General features: G+C 37.3%; 17 protein-coding genes. 13 read left to right on the top strand and 4 right to left on the bottom strand.

Annotated elements, in window-relative coordinates; genetic code table 11:
• Window position 1 precedes the first annotated feature (1 nt).
• The 8 genes from odhB (at window position 2) to AC1MGI_RS16325 (ending at window position 9,053) form a co-directional block, all read left to right on the top strand.
• The gene (gene odhB, locus AC1MGI_RS16360) at window positions 2-1,219 is read left to right on the top strand and encodes a 2-oxoglutarate dehydrogenase complex dihydrolipoyllysine-residue succinyltransferase (protein ID WP_480346271.1); all 1,218 of its coding nucleotides are present in this window, start codon (window positions 2-4) and stop codon (window positions 1,217-1,219) included.
• An 82-nt stretch (window positions 1,220-1,301) separates the two neighbouring features.
• Window positions 1,302-2,650 (top strand): IS3 family transposase gene (locus AC1MGI_RS16355; protein WP_480346269.1). Its coding sequence is split into 2 segments (ribosomal slippage): window positions 1,302-1,746 and window positions 1,746-2,650, totalling 1,350 coding nucleotides; the frame shifts between segments, so codons are not numbered across the junction.
• Window positions 2,651-2,966: 316 nt separating this feature from the next.
• Window positions 2,967-3,719 (top strand): DeoR/GlpR family DNA-binding transcription regulator, encoded by a 753-nt coding sequence (locus AC1MGI_RS16350; RefSeq protein ID WP_480346268.1) that lies wholly within the window; start codon window positions 2,967-2,969, stop codon window positions 3,717-3,719.
• Complete coding sequence (pfkB, locus tag AC1MGI_RS16345; RefSeq protein ID WP_480346266.1) at window positions 3,716-4,636, top strand: 1-phosphofructokinase; 921 nt, start codon at window positions 3,716-3,718, stop codon at window positions 4,634-4,636. The genes AC1MGI_RS16350 and pfkB overlap by 4 nt, the downstream gene beginning before the upstream one ends.
• A gap of 4 nt (window positions 4,637-4,640) precedes the next feature.
• Window positions 4,641-6,512, top strand: a complete 1,872-nt coding sequence (locus AC1MGI_RS16340; RefSeq protein ID WP_480346264.1) for a PTS fructose transporter subunit IIABC — start codon at window positions 4,641-4,643, stop codon at window positions 6,510-6,512.
• 449 nt (window positions 6,513-6,961) lie between these two features.
• The gene (locus AC1MGI_RS16335) at window positions 6,962-7,558 is read left to right on the top strand and encodes a cell wall hydrolase (protein WP_480346262.1); all 597 of its coding nucleotides are present in this window, start codon (window positions 6,962-6,964) and stop codon (window positions 7,556-7,558) included.
• Between the two features lie 151 nt (window positions 7,559-7,709).
• On the top strand, window positions 7,710-8,363 hold the full coding sequence (gene trhA / locus AC1MGI_RS16330) for a PAQR family membrane homeostasis protein TrhA (RefSeq protein WP_480346260.1): 654 nt from the start codon (window positions 7,710-7,712) through the stop codon (window positions 8,361-8,363).
• A 201-nt stretch (window positions 8,364-8,564) separates the two neighbouring features.
• Entirely contained in the window at window positions 8,565-9,053 is a 489-nt protein-coding gene (locus AC1MGI_RS16325; protein WP_480346259.1) for a YusW family protein, read from the top strand.
• A 43-nt stretch (window positions 9,054-9,096) separates the two neighbouring features.
• On the opposite strand, the gene AC1MGI_RS16320 is transcribed toward AC1MGI_RS16325, so the two are convergent.
• On the bottom strand, window positions 9,097-9,663 hold the full coding sequence (locus AC1MGI_RS16320; RefSeq protein WP_480346257.1) for a biotin transporter BioY: 567 nt from the start codon (window positions 9,661-9,663) through the stop codon (window positions 9,097-9,099).
• Between the two features lie 271 nt (window positions 9,664-9,934).
• On the opposite strand from AC1MGI_RS16320, the gene AC1MGI_RS16315 reads away from it, so the two are divergent.
• The 3 genes from AC1MGI_RS16315 (at window position 9,935) to AC1MGI_RS16305 (ending at window position 12,618) form a co-directional block, all read left to right on the top strand.
• Window positions 9,935-10,465, top strand: a complete 531-nt coding sequence (locus tag AC1MGI_RS16315; RefSeq protein WP_480346256.1) for an NfeD family protein — start codon at window positions 9,935-9,937, stop codon at window positions 10,463-10,465.
• Window positions 10,466-10,478: 13 nt separating this feature from the next.
• Window positions 10,479-12,023 carry a flotillin family protein gene (locus AC1MGI_RS16310; protein ID WP_480346254.1) on the top strand — a complete coding sequence of 515 codons (1,545 nt, stop codon included), beginning with the start codon at window positions 10,479-10,481 and terminating at the stop codon, window positions 12,021-12,023.
• 313 nt (window positions 12,024-12,336) lie between these two features.
• Window positions 12,337-12,618 (top strand): hypothetical protein, encoded by a 282-nt coding sequence (locus AC1MGI_RS16305; RefSeq protein WP_480346253.1) that lies wholly within the window; start codon window positions 12,337-12,339, stop codon window positions 12,616-12,618.
• A 368-nt stretch (window positions 12,619-12,986) separates the two neighbouring features.
• On the opposite strand, the gene AC1MGI_RS16300 is transcribed toward AC1MGI_RS16305, so the two are convergent.
• Both AC1MGI_RS16300 and AC1MGI_RS16295 read right to left on the bottom strand, forming a co-directional pair.
• Entirely contained in the window at window positions 12,987-13,223 is a 237-nt protein-coding gene (locus tag AC1MGI_RS16300) for a hypothetical protein (protein ID WP_480346251.1), read from the bottom strand.
• Window positions 13,224-13,464: 241 nt separating this feature from the next.
• Window positions 13,465-15,081 (bottom strand): ABC-F family ATP-binding cassette domain-containing protein, encoded by a 1,617-nt coding sequence (locus tag AC1MGI_RS16295; RefSeq protein WP_480346249.1) that lies wholly within the window; start codon window positions 15,079-15,081, stop codon window positions 13,465-13,467.
• 260 nt (window positions 15,082-15,341) lie between these two features.
• On the opposite strand from AC1MGI_RS16295, the gene AC1MGI_RS16290 reads away from it, so the two are divergent.
• Window positions 15,342-15,863, top strand: coding sequence for a hypothetical protein (locus AC1MGI_RS16290; protein ID WP_480346247.1), 522 nt, complete (start codon window positions 15,342-15,344; stop codon window positions 15,861-15,863).
• Window positions 15,864-16,318: 455 nt separating this feature from the next.
• Here AC1MGI_RS16290 and AC1MGI_RS16285 read toward each other — a convergent pair whose 3' ends face one another.
• Window positions 16,319-16,888, bottom strand: coding sequence for a PepSY domain-containing protein (locus tag AC1MGI_RS16285; RefSeq protein WP_480346245.1), 570 nt, complete (start codon window positions 16,886-16,888; stop codon window positions 16,319-16,321).
• 343 nt (window positions 16,889-17,231) lie between these two features.
• Here AC1MGI_RS16285 and AC1MGI_RS16280 point away from each other — a divergent pair, with 343 nt between their 5' ends.
• Complete coding sequence (locus AC1MGI_RS16280) at window positions 17,232-18,251, top strand: ThiF family adenylyltransferase (RefSeq protein ID WP_480346243.1); 1,020 nt, start codon at window positions 17,232-17,234, stop codon at window positions 18,249-18,251.
• Window positions 18,252-18,426 lie beyond the last annotated feature (175 nt).

The following is an 18,426-nucleotide window of genomic DNA, read 5'->3' as shown; positions in this document are numbered from 1 at the left end:
AATGGCTGAAGTAAAAGTGCCTGAACTAGCAGAATCAATCTCAGAAGGAACGATTGCACAATGGTTAAAACAACCTGGGGAAACGGTTGAAAAGGGAGAATATCTTTTAGAACTTGAAACAGATAAAGTAAATGTTGAAATTATCTCTGATTATGGTGGTACAGTCTCTGAATTACTAGCAGCAGAAGGAGATACCGTTCAAGTTGGACAAGCTATAGCTGTAGTTAGTGAAGGCGGAACAAATGAAGGACCTTCATCTAAAGCAGAGGTACCTGTTGTAGAGGAATTAAAGGCAGAAGAAGTTAATTCTGTACCAACTGCTCAAAGAACGATCGCTTCACCTGCCGCTCGTAAACTTGCACGTGAAAAAGGGATTGATTTATCCCAAGTACCTGCTGTAGATCCACTTGGCCGTGTAAGAATCCAAGATGTAGTAGCAGCAAAAGCACCGGTACAAACAAGTGCACAAGAACCGGCACCAGCTAAACCCGCACCTGCAGCGCAATCAGAACATGATGATCGAGTAGAAGTCGTGAAAATGTCTCGTCGTCGTCAAACAATAGCGAAACGTTTAGTAGAAGTTCAACACGAAGCAGCAATGTTGACAACATTTAACGAAGTAGACATGACGGCTGTTATGGATTTACGGAAACGTCATAAAGATGCATTTGTAAAACAAAACGATGTGAAGCTTGGTTTCATGTCATTCTTCACAAAAGCTGTGATTGGTGCACTTAAGAAATATCCATTACTTAATGCAGAAATTAACGGGAACGAAATTCTTAAGAAAAAATTCTATGACATTGGTGTTGCTGTATCGACAGATGACGGTTTAGTTGTGCCAGTCGTTCGTGATGCAGACCGTAAAAGCTTTGCTGAAATTGAACAATCGATTAGTGATCTCGCTGTTAAAGCAAGAAACAATAAATTAGCACTTGCAGATCTTTCAGGTGGAACGTTCACTATTACAAACGGTGGAACATTTGGATCATTGCTATCTACGCCAATTCTTAATGCACCACAAGTCGGAATTCTTGGAATGCACAAAATCCAAGTAAGACCTGTAGCCATTGATAACGATAATTTTGAAAACAGACCAATGATGTATCTAGCTCTTTCTTATGATCATCGTATCGTCGATGGGAAAGAGGCAGTTGGCTTCCTTGTAACAGTTAAGGAATTGCTAGAAGATCCAGAACAATTATTACTACAAGGCTAAAAAAAAGTCCCCGATCAGATTCAAACTGATTGAACTGCCCCGTAAATGTTAGACACCAAACTAACATTTACGGGGTGTTTTTATGTCTAAATATACAGTAGAGGATAAGTTAAAAGCGGTAGAACGTTATTTAACTGGAAAGGAAGGCTATAAAACCATTGCAGAAAGCATTGGTACAGTGAAATCACTAGTCATTACTTGGGTTAAATTATTTGAAGCGCAAGGGGCAGAAGGTTTTCAGAAGGGCTATACAAGTTACTCCAGTCAGTTTAAACTAGACGTACTCAATTTTATGAACGAAACGGGCGCGTCTTTTCGAGAAACGGCAAGCACATTTAATATTTCTGCTCCCAGTACCATTTATCAATGGGATCAGTTGCTGAAAACAAAGGGATTGGACGCGCTAGAACCAAAGAAAAAGGGGCGTTCATCTATGAAGAAGAAAACAATTAAAACGACACCAGCTGAGGGCTCAGTAGAAGCGTTACAAGCGAAAATCGAGCGTTTAGAAGTGGAGAATGCTTACTTAAAAAAGTTGAATACTTTAGTTCAAATGCAGGAAAAATTACAAACCAAATCAAAGCGCAAGTAATTTTTGAACTAAAGGATCCGTATGGCGTTGTGGATCTAGTTGAAGTCGCAGACATTCCACGCAGCACTTATTATTATTGGGAGAAACGATTAGACCGAGTGGACAAATACGCCGATATAAAAGAGGCAATTAAGAAGATTTATCATGAACATAAAGGTCGCTATGGGTATCGTCGCATCACAAAAGAGCTAAAGAAATATGGTTTTATTCATGATCCGAAGACCATCAATCGTTTAATGAATGAGCTTGGCTTAAAATGCATGGTCCGTATGAAGAAGTATCGTTCTTACAAAGGGAACGTGGGTAAAATCGCGCCGAACGTATTACAACGTGATTTTAACGCAGATAAAATGAATCAAAAATGGGTAACAGATGTGACCGAATTCCATCTTTTCGGGGAAAAACGTTATCTGTCGCCTGTCCTCGATTTATGTAATGGCGAAATTATTGCGTACAAAGTCATGAGCCGCCCTGTCTATCAACTCGTGGGCAATATGTTAGATGAAGCAATAAAACGTCTTAAACCGGAAGACAAAGTCATTCTTCATTCCGATCAAGGCTGGCATTATCAAATGAAGAAGTATCAGAAAACATTACAAGAGCACCGAATTACACAAAGCATGTCTCGTAAGGGTAACTGCTTAGATAATGCCGTTATCGAGAATTTCTTCGGCTTATTAAAGTCTGAATTGCTGTACCTGCAAGAATTTGAAAGTATGGCTCATTTTGAAAGAGAATTAAAAGAGTACATTGAGTACTACAATCACAAAAGAATGAAGGCAAAATTAAAAGACCTGAGCCCGGTAGAATACCGAACTCGGATCTTAAAAGTTGCCTAAAATATTTGTCTAACTTTATTGGGTCAGATCAGATTGGGGATTTTTTCTTTTCAGTGGAAAAGGGATAGGGCTTCTAAAAAATCGGCCTCGTACCACACTTCATAAGGTGATACAAATTGCGAACCTGAATCTTTTTCATTGTTGGATTGGGAGCAGACGTTCAAGGGTATTTTAACTTGGTAATTAATGGTGCAATCTTATTTCGGGTGAATGATTTTGGACAAAAGTAATAGAAAGTGAATGAATTTGAATGGTTTTGATTGAAATTTTGCGGATAATCATTTATTATACAGATATAGCGAGGGAGGTAATGGTTTTGTTAACAACTGAGAGGCATCAATTGATTTTAGCTTTGCTGAAAGAGCAAGGAACAATCAAGCTTCAGGACCTTGTTGAGCAGATGAATGCTTCTGAGTCAACCATTAGACGAGATTTAGTTCAATTGGAAGAAATGAAAGCGTTAAAAAGGGTGCATGGCGGTGCTGCATTATTCAAGCAAAAAGGACTCGAACCTTCAATAAATGAAAAAAAACATGCAAATCATGTAGAAAAACAACAAATTGGCAAACTAGCTGCTTCCTACATCGATAATGGGGATTGTGTTTATCTTGATGCAGGAACAACCATACTTGAAATGATCCCTTATATGAAGGAAAAGAACGTTACGGTCCTTACAAATGGACTTATGCATCTTCCATTACTTATGGAGGCCGACATAAAAACATTTCTTGTTGGAGGAAAATTGAAAATTGCAACGAACGCGATTGTAGGTACTCAAGCCGTTCAGTTCCTTTCCGATTATCGTTTTGATAAATGTTTTTTAGGTATGAACGGAATCCATCCGGATTATGGGCTGACAACACCAGATCCCGACGAAGCACTGTTAAAAATGAGAGCGATTCAATTATCGAATAAATCGTATGTTCTTGCAGATCATTCGAAACTATTTGAAACCACATTTGCCAGAGTTGGCTCAATTGAAGAGGTTACGATAATAACAGATGAAAATGATGAAGAGGCAGTACTTTTATTACGAAAACATTCAAATGTAAAGGTTGTGACACCATGATATATACGGTAACGCTTAACCCTTCCATCGATTATATAGTGGAAGTTGATCAGTTCAAAGAGAATCAATTAAATCGAACGAAGCGGGATACGAAATTCCCTGGAGGCAAAGGAATAAACGTGTCACGTGTTCTAAAGACAATTAATATGGATTCTATTGCTTTGGGGTTTTTAGGAGGATTTACTGGTTCATTCATTCGCGATTTTTTACAGGATGAACAAATTCAAACGGACTTTATTGAGGTGTCTGAGGATACGAGGATCAATGTTAAATTAAAAAGTGATTATGAGACGGAAATCAATGGCTTGGGGCCGAGTATTTCTAGATTTCAATATGAGCAAATTTTGGAGAAAATCAAACTATTAAAAAATGGAGATACGATTATATTAGCTGGTAACGTAGCTCCAAATATGCCTGCAGACTTTTATGAAACGGTTGCGATGGAATGCGAGCATAAAGGAATTGACGTAATTGTTGATACAAGCGGCCCTTCTTTGTTGAATGTACTGAAATATAAACCGTTTTTAATTAAACCGAACCATCATGAACTTGGAGAGATTTTTGAAACGGAGATTCATACGATCGAGGATGCTGCTACATATGGGAAGAAACTTGTTGCTTTAGGCGCGAAACATGTTATTGTTTCCATGGCTGGTGATGGTGCAGTCTTATGTACATCTGACAAAATATATACAGCGAACGTACCTAAAGGAAACGTCGTGAATTCGGTTGGAGCAGGTGATTCACTAGTAGCGGGTTTTATCGGGACGTATAAAAAAACAGGAAATCTACTTGAAGCATTTAAATTTAGTATTGCTTCGGGAAGTGCCACTGCGTTTTCAGCCGACCTTTGTCAAAAAGTCGATATCGAACATTTAGTATCGCAGATTGAAGTTAGTGAGATTACAGGGGGATAAAAGGATGAAAATCACCGATTTATTAAAGAGAGAAACAGTGATTATAGATTTTAAAGCAACGACTAAGCAAGATGCCATTGATGAATTGGTTGAGAAATTATCAGGTGCAGATCGTTTGAATGATAAAGAAGCATATAAAAAAGCCATTTTAGCACGTGAAGCACAAAGCACGACAGGGATAGGCGAAGGAATCGCGATCCCGCATGCAAAAACAGCTGCAGTAAAAACGCCCAGCATTGCGTTTGCACGATCCACGCAAGGTGTAGATTATGAATCTCTTGATGGTCAGCCGGCACATTTACTCTTTATGATCGCTGCAAGTGAAGGTGCGAACAATGCTCATTTAGAAACCTTATCAAGATTATCTTCTTTATTGATGGATGCTAGTTTCCGGGATCAATTGTTATCGGCGCAATCAGAATTAGAAATCATTTCATTGATTGACAAAAAAGAACAAGAAAACGCAGAGGAAGAAGAAGTAGAAAAAAATGAACCTGTATCTTCTACGGGAAATAAAAAAATCTTGGCTGTTACCGCTTGCCCAACAGGTATTGCACACACATATATGGCTGCTGATGCGCTTAAAGCAAAAGCGAAAGAAATGGGTGTTGATATTAAAGTTGAAACGAATGGTTCGACAGGGATTAAAAATGGCTTAACAGCTTCGGAAATTGAAGAAGCGGATGGGATTATTGTTGCGGCAGATAAACAAGTTGAAATGAATCGATTCGCTGGGAAAAAAGTCGTGATCGTCCCTGTTGCACAAGGGGTGCGAAAACCGGAAGAGTTGATTACGCGAGCAATAAAGGGTGATGCCCCTGTTTATAAAGGTGATGCCAGCAAAGCAGAAAGCAAGGAAAAAGGCGGGAATGGTATTTATAAACATTTAATGAGTGGTGTAAGTAACATGCTTCCGTTCGTCGTTGGTGGCGGTATTCTGATTGCACTATCCTTTATGTTTGGCATTCATGCAAATAATCCTGCTGATCCAACCTATAATCCAATTGCAAAGGCTTTAAATGATATTGGTGGAGGCGGTGCCTTCTTCTTCCTGGTGCCAATCCTTGCAGGTTTCATCGCGAGCAGTATTGCTGATCGACCGGGATTTGCCCCAGGTATTGTCGGTGGTTACTTAGCTGCAGAAGCAGGTGCTGGATTTCTAGGCGGTTTGATTGCCGGATTCCTTGCCGGTTATGTAGTATTAGGCTTGAAAAAACTATTTAATATGCTCCCTGCAACATTGGAAGGGATTAAACCCGTTTTACTTTACCCTGTATTTGGTATTTTAATTACCGGACTTATTATGATGTTTGTTATAAACGGACCCGTTTCATCGATTAATAGCGGTCTTACGAATTGGCTACAAAGCTTGTCAGGTACGAATGCAGTCTTACTTGGTATATTGCTAGGTGGGATGATGGCTGTTGATATGGGAGGCCCTATTAATAAAGCAGCCTTTACATTTGGTATAGCGGCAATCGAAGCTTCGAGCTTTGGCCCACACGCAGCCGTAATGGCAGGTGGTATGGTTCCACCGCTTGGAATTGCCCTTGCTACAATTATGTTTAAGCGCAAATTTTCTGATACAGAAAAGAAATCAGGGGTTACGAATATTTTCATGGGAGCATCTTTCATAACAGAAGGAGCTATTCCATTCGCAGCAGCTGATCCAATACGTGTGATCATAAGCAGTGTAATAGGTGCAGCAACAGCTGGTGGTTTATCTATGTTATTTAACGTAACTTTGCCAGCGCCACATGGTGGGATTTTTGTTATTCCCCTTGTCAATCACCCATTCCTCTATATTTTAGCGATCTTAATCGGCTCATTAATCACTGGGATTATTCTTGGGCTTTGGAAAAAGAAAACGGTATAACAAATTTTGAAAAAATGATCAATGGAGCTCATTTAAGCCCTTCATTGGTCATCTTTTTTATATGGAAATCAAAAAAATTCTTAAAAGAACGAGATGAGCCACTATTATTGACATGGTAAGAATGAATGAACGAGCAAAAGCAGCTTGAATAATTCTTTCACGAGGAGGTATAAGTCATGAATGTAATGATTGTTTATCAAATAAATACCATAAAGTGAAATCAATTCTAATGTAAGTTCATGCACAGCTTCCATGTTATTCAATGGCTAAATTATGTAAAGTAAAAAGAAATTGCGTATAAACGCTGATATGATGCGTGTATACGCAATTTTATGAAGCAATCAATAAAATTACTATTCTTTTCCTCAATTTCCTTGGGAAAAATTGAACACTGAAAAACACTTGAATGCTTGTTATCCTTGTGAAGTGCTTAACAAGGAGGTTACAGGATGAAACTTTTAAGTATCGTGATATGTATGATCACTTTTTGTATAATTTCTATTGGGTATAATTTACCTGTAAATACATCAAAGGTATATGCTGCACAGAAACAGCATCTTACAAAACAAGGGGAAACGATTTGGGATATCGCAAAGCAATATGGTGTGCCAATTCAACAGTTAAAGGAAGTTAATGATAATGATAATAATGTCGTGATTCCTGGTGAAACATTTATCATACCTACTAGTATTAGTGACAGTGATAAAGAGCTGTTAAGCAGATTGGTTCATGCTGAGGCGAAAGGTGAACCATATGATGGCAAGGTTGCAGTTGCAGCTGTTGTTTTGAATCGCGTTCATGATCATGCTTTTCCGGATACAATTTCTGAAGTCATTTATCAGGACAACCAATTTTCACCGGTAGATGACGGTAGTATCAAAGAACCTGCTGATGAAGATTCGAAAAAAGCTGTTAATGAAGCACTCGCCATTCAAGGTTATACGTTTGATCAATTATATTTTTATAATCCGAGCATATCAAGCAGTAAATGGATGAGAACGCTAAACGTGACGAAAATAATCGGTGCACATCATTTTGCCATTTAAAACATATTAAGGGATGAAGAAGGTATACGCTTCTTCATCCCTTTTTCTTTAATACAGCAAAGAAGTGGAGTATACTAAATGAAATGAATCATAAAAGGCTGGAATTCCTGAAATAGGGAAGAAGATTGGCCGGAAATTTGGAGCTGAGTGAATGGCAAATACTCATGTTTATACTAAGAAGGAAGAAGTTGCTAATGCAATCACGCATGGTATCGGTGTATTGCTTAGTATCGCAGCTTTAGTATTTTTAATTATTTTTTCAGTGCAGCAAGGAAATGCCTGGCATGTGGTAGCTGCTACAATTTATGGAGTTTCGATGCTCACCTTGTTCGTAGCATCAACTTTGGTGCATAGCTTTCCAGAAGGAAAAGCGAAAGATGTTTTTGAGATTTTTGATCACTCAGCCATCTATTTTTTCATTGCCGGTACATATACGCCGATTATGCTTATTGCGGTTCATGGTACGTTAGGTTGGACTCTTCTTAGTATTGTTTGGGCAGTAGCAATAGTAGGGACTGTTTTTAAAGCATTCTTTGTGAAAAAGTTCCTATTTCTCTCGACCCTTTTGTATATTGCAATGGGGTGGATGATTGTCATAGCATGGGGACCAATATCCGCAAACTTGCCGGCAACGGGTGTCCAATTATTAATGATAGGCGGCTTACTTTACACAGTTGGAGCGATATTCTATGTGTGGCGTGGGTTTCCATTTCATCATGCAGTATGGCATTTATTTGTATTAGGCGGATCTGCTGCACACTTTTTTGCTGTATTACTGTATATAATCCCGATTCAGTTGTTATAACGGGACAAATTGATTAAAAAAGGAACGTTCATTCAAGGCTCTATTCTTGTTGATTTTTAACTAATGCGATATTGAATTAAAAAACAAAAGTCAACCAAATATGAATAAGTTGGTGGTTTTAGTTGAAGATTACTTTTGCAAGGTTTAAATTTCTTTATTCGGGAAATAGATAAACTAATAAGTACAAGGAGGTCTCATTTTGTGAAAAAGTCATTACAAGTATTATTTGTCTCATTTGCAGCCATACTTTTGTTAGCTGCTTGTGGAAACAAAAACGAGGTTGATAATCCGCCAGTGGAAGAAAAGGCCGGACAAACAAATAGCGGGAATGCTAATGTAGAGCAGGATCAAATTCAGAACACAGAATTAGCTGCTAAAGGTAAATTTAAGGAATTTGAACTTGGCGTGGAGTATGCGGGCGATAAAGAGTATAGTGTTGATTATGATACATTAGGTGATATGGAAGCGTCTATTGAAGATGAAATGAATGGAGAGCATATGTATGGTGATGATGCGATGAGTCAATTAAACACTAAATTCGATCAACTAACTTTTACAAAAGATACTTCAGATAATGAAGTTATTAAAGAAGTACTGCAAGTGTTTAACCTTGATGAAAATTATCAGGAGTTTGAATTAGACATTCATTTTAATGATGGTACAAAAAAAGAATATAAGAATAACAAATAAACAAAAGGAGCAGCGACGCTGTTCCTTTTTTGTTGGTTGCTAATCAAGCTGTAGTGTTCTTTGGAAGTACTTTGGCTGTCTCTAACCTGGAGCGAAGAAGAATACCTAACCAGCCAGCAAGGATTGCTTTTGCAATACCGACAAGGATGAAAGGGAGAAAACCCCCAACAAATGCAGCTGTCCAAGACATTGATGCTACAATCTTAAGCCAAGCTGTACCAATTAGTAATGGAAAGAACATGGAAATGATGTTCGCAATGATTGCATGAAACACAGTGTACTTCGTTTTTTCAAGATAAAAGCCAATGAAAAAAGCAGCTGGAATAAAGCCGATTAAATAGCCACCAGTAGGTCCAACAATTCGTGAAATTCCACTTGTCATTTCTGCAAACACAGGGATTCCGACTGCACCAAGTAATAAGTAAAGAAGTACAGAATACGTTCCTCTTTTTGCGCCTAATATTGTTGCAGCTAAGCCAACTGCTAATGTTTGCCCTGTAAATGGAACAGGTGGAATTGGAATCATGACTTGTGAGAGGATTCCAATGATTGCTGCAAATAAAGCAATAATAATAAGATTGACTAGCCGAGTTTGACTTTTAGTTTGCAAGATTTCCACTCCTTTTGTTAACTTATAAATATATTTGGTTTACAATTCAATTTTAATCGTGATGATGTTGACTGTCAATCTATTATTTTTTAACTTTTTTGAAATAATGTGAAAATAAGAATGATTCTAGAGATTTTAAAAAAAGGTGAAACCTTCGCAAAACAAATTCGTATAGTAGGTAAGCAACAAAAAAGAAAGAGAGGAGTGTTTACCAGTCATGTAAATGAGATGTATGACCAGATTTAAAAATTGAGAATAAAGGATGAGGACGATGGAGGTATTTGGATTCCCACTTGAAACAATTTACTTATATACTTTAATTATTTCTGGTGCATTGACTCTTATTTTTATTTTATTCAATGATATCCTTTCCGGCTTGGAAGCTCCCGATTACTTAAATCCGGTATTAATCCTCGCTTTTCTCACCGTTTTCGGTGCTTCTGGTTATCTTTTTGAAAAGGTAACAAACTTGCATAGTGGTTTATCCGCAGTCATATCTGGATGCATTGCGCTCCTGATTGTCAGCTTGTTGAATATTTTCATTCTTATACCATTATCAACTGCGGAAGAATCACTATCCATTTCCGAATCGGACTTGAAAGGAAGAATCGGCAAAGTGCTAACATCCGTTCCAGTGGATGGTTTTGGGGAAGTGCTGATTGAAGGTGCGAGTGGCTCGATTGCGAAGCCTGCAGTAAGCTTTAATAATGAAGCAATTCCAGCAGCATCGATCGTATTAGTAATTGAAGTGAAAAATGGCGTATTACATGTTTTACCACATCAACAGATAGAAATTGGATAGGGGGATATTTTAGATGCTAGAATATTTATGGATTATTGGAGTAGTCGTTGTATTATTATTAGTTCTTGTTGGGGTATTTATCACGAAATATCGGACTGCAGGACCTGATGAGGCTTTAATTATTACAGGAAGTTACTTAGGCAACAAAAATGTACACACAGATGAATCGGGAAATAAAATTAAAATCGTCCGTGGAGGCGGAGCATTTGTACTGCCAGTTTTTCAACAAGCAGAACCACTAAGCTTGTTATCTAGTAAATTGGAAGTTTCCACTCCGGAAGTTTATACAGAGCAAGGTGTTCCAGTAATGGCAGACGGTGTTTCCATCATTAAAATTGGTAGTACAATCAACGAGATTGCGACTGCTGCTGAACAATTTTTAGGAAAAGCGAAGGAAGATCGCGAACAAGAGGCGCGTGAAGTGCTTGAAGGACATTTGCGTTCCATCCTTGGTTCCATGACAGTAGAAGAGATCTATAAAAACCGTGAGAAATTTTCACAAGAAGTTCAACGTGTGGCTTCTCAGGATCTTGCGAAAATGGGTTTGGTGATCGTATCATTCACTATTAAAGATGTTCGTGATAAGAATGGCTATCTTGATTCACTTGGTAAACCTCGAATCGCTCAAGTGAAACGGGATGCTGATATTGCTACAGCTGAAGCTGATAAAGAAACAAGAATCAAACGGGCTGAAGCATCGAAAGAAGCACAGCAAGCGGAACTAGAGCGAGCAACAGAAATTGCTGAAGCAGAAAAAATTAATAAACTGAAAGTTGCAGAATTCCGCAGAGAACAAGATATCGCAAAAGCTCGAGCTGACCAAGCATACGACCTAGAGACTGCTCGTTCGAAACAGGAAGTAACAGAACAGGAAATGCAAATTAAAATCATTGAACGGCAAAAGCAAATTGAACTTGAGGAAAAAGAGATTCTGCGCCGTGAGAAACAATATGATTCTGAAGTGAAGAAAAAAGCAGATGCAGATCGCTATGCTGTTGAGCAAGCTGCTTCAGCAAATAAAATGAAAGATATTGCTGAGACAGATGCGAATAAATATCGCGTAGAAGCAATGGCGAAAGCAGAGGCAGAAAAAATTAGAGTGGATGGTCTGGCAAAAGCAGAGGCACAGAAAGCTCAAGGAACAACAGAAGCTGAAATCATTCGATTAAAAGGGGTTGCCGAAGCAGAAGCGAAGCAAAAAATCGCCGAGGCATTTGAACAGTTCGGTCAAGCGGCTGTTATGGACATGATTTTGAAAATGCTTCCTGAATATGCGAAGCAAGTGGCAGCTCCATTAGGTAATATCGATAAGATTACAGTAGTAGATACTGGTAGCAATGGCCCAAACAGCGGTGCCAATAAAGTAACCAGTTATGCGACTAATCTCATGTCAACTTTACAGGAATCACTGAAGGCTTCTTCAGGAATTGATGTAAAGGATTTATTAGAAAGTTTCGCAGGAAAAAGAAACCCACAATTAGATCGAAATCGTGCTGAAACTGAACTCGTTGAAACGAACCTAACAATGGCTGCAAGTAAAGAAATGCAAGAGAAATAAGGATATCAAAGGGTCTGACCACGTACTTTAAATCCAGTATGTAGTGTAATTACACTACATACTGGATTTACTAGTTTCGGTGTCGGACCTTTTATTTTTGATGAAGTAAAGGAAAAGAATGCGGATGACTAAACTTGTCCCAATCTTAATAAACCGTGTGATATGGAGTTGCCTTTTACTGTTTGAGGGTTTACATAATAAATAGATTTGTATAGCTAATTTAACAAAACTAAGACGAATGTCTATGCAAACAAGATTATAGAACATACACCTATTAGGAATAGGAATTTAGAAGAAATCGAGGAGGGTTATAATGAACCAAGAATATCCTTATTTCTATCATGGTTATGATCTAAGAAGACCTGTATATGGTGGTCGGCCAGGATTCGGTGGCGTTGGCTTTGGAGGATTCGGTGGCGTTGGCTTTGGAGGATTTGGTGGAGGATTGGCTGGCGGTTTGCTCGGTGGGCTTGCTGCGGGCGCTTTATTAGGCGGGAGTTTTGGAGGCTATGGTGTCAGACCGAGACCATACCCGTACCCATCGTACCCTTATCCCTATCAGTATCCTTATAATGGGGGATATCCGGTATACTGATGGCGTAATAACGAATGTATTCCAATTAGACCTTGTTATCTATGCACGTATCCAGTGTTTAGTATTTACGAGGTCTAAAACTATGTATTGGGATATCTGCATTACTTTGTCATAGAATCAATTCCAATCAAATCGGTCAAATATCTTCGTAATTAACCACCAGACAGCGCGGAAAGGTAAACTTAATACTTGAAAAATCAGATGAAATATACCTTCTCCAATTAACTCTCCGAAGAACTCCTTTATTTTTTCGAATCGCTTCTTTTTTTGTTTTTTCATCTGTTTTGTCATACTTAAACAGACCATTCAAAAAGTAATATTTCAATGGTTCTAGTATGTTGGATTTTAAATCAAAAGTATACCGTTTATCAATTGACCCAATTATTTTTAAGGGAGATATTTTGAAAAATTCTAAAATGAAAAGCGAATTCATCAAAAAAAAGTGGTTCATTTTGTTGAAATTCGTAGCAATTTAAAAAACTCTCCAATATTTCTGGTTTTATTTTTCCAAGTAAGTCTGTCACATAAAACTGATATTGGAATTTTTCAAACAAAAACAAAAGGCCTGCTTCTTCAAAAAGTTCCTTGCTCTCACTTTCATTCATGAATCATCACTCCTTATTTCCATTATGCCAAAATGACTCCAACATAAACCTCGGTAAAATAACTGGAGAAATTTAAAAATGAAGTAGATCTAAGAAAAATATGAATTTCAACAATTTCCTCGTCAGAATATAATAAAATATGCTAATGCCATAAATGAATTAAATAAAGTATCCAGGGTTCTAAGTTTTAACCATATAAAGAAAAGGTGACTCATTTTGAGTCACCCATGGATTCAACCTATTAATACATCGCAGCAATTTGTTTTTGAAGTTCGCCATTTTCAAGATATTCATCATATGTTACTTGTTTATCTACCGTACCACTTGGAGTTATTTCAATAATACGGTTAGCGATTGTTTGAGTAAACTGATGATCGTGTGATGCAAAAATCAATGAGCCTTTAAAATTAATAAGGCCGTTATTCAAAGCAGTGATGGATTCTAAATCAAGGTGAGATGTTGGTTCATCAAGCATTAGAACATTTGAACCACTCAACATCATTTTTGATAACATGCAACGAACCTTTTCTCCACCAGATAGAACACTAGGTTTCTTCAGTACTTCTTCACCAGAGAAGAGCATTCTTCCTAAGAAACCACGCAGGAAGTTTTCTGTTTGATCGTTTGGTGAGTATTGACGTAACCAATCGACTAATGTAGTGTCAATTCCTTCAAAGTATTCAGCATTGTCTTTCGGGAAATAGGCTTGAGTGGTTGTTATACCCCATTTGAATGAACCACTATCTGGTTCCATTTCGCCTGCTAGAATTTTAAACAATGTTGTTTTAGCAATTTCGTCTTTCCCAACAAAAGCAATTTTGTCGTCTTTATTCATAATGAAGCTTACATTGTCTAATACTTTAACACCGTCAATTGTTTTTGAGATGTCTTCAACACGTAATAAATCATTGCCAATTTCACGTTCCGGTGTGAACGCAACATATGGATAACGACGAGATGATGGTTGAATATCATCTAAAGTGATTTTCTCAAGAGACTTTTTACGCGAAGTTGCTTGACTTGATTTAGAAGCGTTGGCACTAAACCTTGCCACGAAGGCTTGTAATTCTTTAATTTTTTCTTCCTTTTTCTTGTTAGCATCTTGAGCCAATTTAAGAGCAAGTTGGCTTGATTCATACCAGAAATCATAGTTTCCGACGTATACTTTGATTTTACCGAAATCAAGATCAGCAATATGCGTACAAACTTTATTTAGGAAGTAACGATCATGTGAAACAACAATGACCGTGTTTTCAAAGTTGATTAAGAATTCTTCTAACCATTTAATGGCTTTTAAGTCAAGGTGGTTGGTAGGCTCATCTAGAAGAAGAACGTCCGGTTTACCGAATAGGGCTTGAGCAAGTAATACTTTTACTTTCTCTCCACCTGATAATTCAGCCATTTTCTTTGTATGAAGATCTTCACCAATTCCTAGACCTTTAAGAAGGATAGCCGCTTCAGATTCTGCTTCCCATCCATTCATATCTGCAAATTCACCTTCAAGTTCAGCTGCTTTCATGCCGTCCTCGTCCGTGAAATCTTCTTTCATATAGATGGCATCTTTTTCCTGCATCACTTGGTACAGTTTTTCATGGCCCATAATAACAACTTTAAGTACTTCATGTTCTTCGAATTCAAAATGGTTTTGTTTCAAAATAGCAAGACGTTCACCAGGTCCCATGTGAACGTCGCCTGTTTGTGCTTCTATTTCACCAGAAAGGATTTTTAGAAATGTAGATTTTCCAGCTCCATTTGCTCCGATCAAACCGTAACAGTTGCCCGGATTGAATTTTATATTAACTTCATCAAATAACTTACGGTCACCATAGCGCAGGCCGACATTATTAACAGTAATCATTTACTTACATACCTCCAATGACAATATCTATAAAAGTATACCATGTATTGCCGTCGTGGAGAAATGTTTTCAGTTAAACTGTGAATTTATCTACAAATTACTGCTATTAATCATCGATTCAAGCGGTTATTCATAAAAATGAATGATATTTGGGAGAAAAGTTGATATTTGTCAAAATAATATCAAAAATTTGAAACTTTTTTGATATTGAATACGTTTAATAATAGAGAGAGGCAAAATTCTTGTGGGGGTGAGTGCTCGTGGTAAGAAATATAATATTGGGTGGAATATGTAGCACGATCATTCTATTAAGTTCCTGCAGTTATTTTTCTGTTAGCAGCACGGAAGATGCAAAACTTCGGGAAATGAAGATTATAGATGAAAACTTACAATTAAAAGATAAAGTAGCGGAATTAGAGGAATATATATCAATGCTTGAAAAGAATCACCAAATTGCTTTTAGTATTAACGAAGGTATTTCCCGTTTTATGGAAGCTGTCGAAACAAAGGATCTAGTTGAGTTGAAGAATAGAGTGGCAGAAGATGTTAGTATCGAGTCAACAGGCATTACATTCGATAATGGAAAATATTTGAGGTATAGCTTCAGTCAATCTAATGATTATCTGAAGTTGAAAGAGCATGAGATTAATTCTGAAAAAGCGATTTTCGTATATGAGGTTTTTTCTGATGACAATAAAGTGAAAGCAAAGCACCTATCAGTTGAAGTTGTGCATCAGAAAAATGGCTGGAAAATTAATAATGTAACAGAGGAGATCTTATAATATCCTTTATAATTAAGGGAGGGCGATGGGCCATCCCTTTCTAATAACATTAAATATTACTGTTGTAACTAAAAGAAATGTCCCAAAAGCAGACGTTTTTTAATGTTTTAATACGAAGGCTCCTTCCGTAAGCAACTTAGAGGTTTTGCAGAAAGGTTGTTATTCATGGGTAAATGCTATTGTTATGAAAAATATAAAGATGAGCTTCCTAAGGGGATAAAAATAACATGTTTCAGGGATGCATGCAAAAATTATAGAGAGCATAATGCAGGAATGCATAAAAAATTGGAGGGCAACCAAAAAGAATAAAATGGTCGAACTATTCCTCCAAAAGGAACTAAATAGTTCGACCATTTTTAGTGTGGTAAGTAAAAGCTAGATTACAGCTTACTAAGTTAAAACGATAATCAATTGTGTTCACTTATCAATTTGAATTCACGTCCTGGGCAGACTATTTATTTGTATTCTTCAACTTTTAATACTTGTCCATTGTTTGCATCAATGATCACTCCTGTTTCACGATGGTCGGCTGTGCTTATTTCGAAATTATAGACTATACGATTGTTAAAGTAATCCAAATCCGCTTCGGTTATCGTCCCTCTTACTTTATCTAAAGCTATTTGTTTTGCATCTACTAAAGATATATTTGTCGAAACGTTTTGAAGTTCATTTACCTCAATCTTGAGATCGTTTTTTCCTAATATGTTTTGATCGACTTCTAAAACTTTGCCTGTTAAGGCATCAATATCTATTTCGTATTTTATATCTTGTTTTACGATAATAACTTCGTATTTTTTACCCTCTCTATCTTCGTCTAAATGAGTATTCGTTACAATACCACCTTTTGTTTCATTCAGTGCAAGTTCATTTGCTTTTTGTTCAGTAATCTTTTGTGATATTACACTTTTCGGTGAAGTTTCATTTGTCTGTAGTGTAGTAAGTTTATTACTTGTCATCGCATAAGCACTCGCTCCGATCCCACCTATGACTATAGCACCGGTTACTAGCTTTGTTATGATATGCATGGTTTTTGACCTCCATAATTTTTTATATCTTTATTTTTATCATAACCAATGGAATTTATAGAAAAAGAAAAAGAAGGTTAAAGTTTCCTTAGAAAAGTATAAGAATATAAAGTGGTCAGTTTTTTGCTTCCTTTAATACTTGCTCATAAACATGATACGAGCCATTTTTTTAGCGTAAAAATGTTGATGGTAATTGTGCAATATGGTTCGATTCTAATTGCGAAAACTGGAATCAGGTCATAATGAAGAAAGGATAATATCTGGGTGGTTTTTGACATTTCATAACCTTGGAAGCTTCATGATAATTTTGATAAAAGGAATCGAAAGTAGGGAGTGTAGGGGAATGGACGATCGATTTATACAGCAGAAGCGATTTCAAATGCTTGGTACAGAAGGCCAGCGCAAGCTTCAAGAAGCTTGCGTGACTATTATTGGCTGCGGAGCGCTCGGATGTGCGGTAGCAGATATTCTCGCCCGTGCTGGTATTGGAACATTAATTCTAGTAGATCGAGATTATGTTGAAATTTCTAATTTACACCGTCAAACGCTGTACACTGAACAAGATGCTATTGAGATGCTTCCCAAAGTAGAAGCCGCAAAAAGACGACTCAATCAAGTAAATCAACATGTTTCAGTTAAAACGGTATTTGATCATGCAGATGCTGAACTGATTGAACATTTTACTAAACGAAGCGATATTATTGTCGATGGCACTGATAATTTTGAAACAAGGCTGATCGTTAATGACGCCAGTCTGAAGCATCAAATACCGTGGATTTACGGTGCGTGTGTGGGAAGTACGAGCGTTGTAAAGTCTTTTTATTCAGATTTATCTGCCTGTTTTCGCTGTTTATTGCCCGTTTTACCAGCTACTAATGATACATGTGCTACGGTTGGAGTGATTGCTCCAGCGGTTTTTATGACAGCTGCTTTCCAATGTGCTGAGGTGTTCAAATATCTTTGCGGTGATAAAGATAATATGAAAAAAAAGCTGGTATGGCTTGATGTCTGGACTAATCAACAGCATCAATTTGGAATAGAAAAAATGAAGCGTTCTGATTGCCCTTCATGTGGCGAGGAACGTATGTACCCTGCGCTTCAACGATCAACTCAAACAAAGTTCGCTTCATTTTGTGGCCGTGATTCAGTGCAAATTATTCCTGCTAATGGGCGAACACTCACACTTGATGATGGTGAAAATGTAGCAAAAAAACAAAGACTCCCGTCAAAACGAACTCCTTACTTCGTTCAAATAGAATATAAAGGTTGTCGTGTAATGATATTTGCCAATGGTCGTTTACTCTTACATGGAATTCAAGATGTGAACGAAGCAAAATCGTTGTATCATCAATTATTCGGTTGAAACTACATCATTTAATATGGGGGCATTTTGTAATACATGTCCGAATATAAGTAAAATAGTTGAAATTTTAAAATGCCCTACCTGACTAAAGGGTGCGTTTTTATGATTATTTCGCACCGAATCTAATATCTAACAGGGAGTGGTTATTACTTACCGAACATATACACTTTTCTCT

This window comes from Peribacillus sp. BM1 (assembly GCF_056679975.1).
This window is presented reverse-complemented; position numbering and strand designations above follow the sequence as displayed.

What these genes read in the sequence shown, in the direction of transcription:
- AC1MGI_RS16300 (WP_480346251.1), bottom strand. Translation starts at nt 13,223, where the DNA reads ATGAATGAAAGTGAGAGCAAGGAACTTTTTGAAGAAGCAGGCCTTTTG.
- odhB (WP_480346271.1), top strand. Translation starts at nt 2, where the DNA reads ATGGCTGAAGTAAAAGTGCCTGAACTAGCAGAATCAATCTCAGAAGGA.
- AC1MGI_RS16295 (WP_480346249.1), bottom strand. Translation starts at nt 15,081, where the DNA reads ATGATTACTGTTAATAATGTCGGCCTGCGCTATGGTGACCGTAAGTTA.
- AC1MGI_RS16280 (WP_480346243.1), top strand. Translation starts at nt 17,232, where the DNA reads ATGGACGATCGATTTATACAGCAGAAGCGATTTCAAATGCTTGGTACA.
- AC1MGI_RS16335 (WP_480346262.1), top strand. Translation starts at nt 6,962, where the DNA reads ATGAAACTTTTAAGTATCGTGATATGTATGATCACTTTTTGTATAATT.
- pfkB (WP_480346266.1), top strand. Translation starts at nt 3,716, where the DNA reads ATGATATATACGGTAACGCTTAACCCTTCCATCGATTATATAGTGGAA.
- AC1MGI_RS16315 (WP_480346256.1), top strand. Translation starts at nt 9,935, where the DNA reads ATGGAGGTATTTGGATTCCCACTTGAAACAATTTACTTATATACTTTA.
- AC1MGI_RS16285 (WP_480346245.1), bottom strand. Translation starts at nt 16,888, where the DNA reads ATGCATATCATAACAAAGCTAGTAACCGGTGCTATAGTCATAGGTGGG.
- AC1MGI_RS16310 (WP_480346254.1), top strand. Translation starts at nt 10,479, where the DNA reads ATGCTAGAATATTTATGGATTATTGGAGTAGTCGTTGTATTATTATTA.
- AC1MGI_RS16340 (WP_480346264.1), top strand. Translation starts at nt 4,641, where the DNA reads ATGAAAATCACCGATTTATTAAAGAGAGAAACAGTGATTATAGATTTT.
- AC1MGI_RS16305 (WP_480346253.1), top strand. Translation starts at nt 12,337, where the DNA reads ATGAACCAAGAATATCCTTATTTCTATCATGGTTATGATCTAAGAAGA.
- trhA (WP_480346260.1), top strand. Translation starts at nt 7,710, where the DNA reads ATGGCAAATACTCATGTTTATACTAAGAAGGAAGAAGTTGCTAATGCA.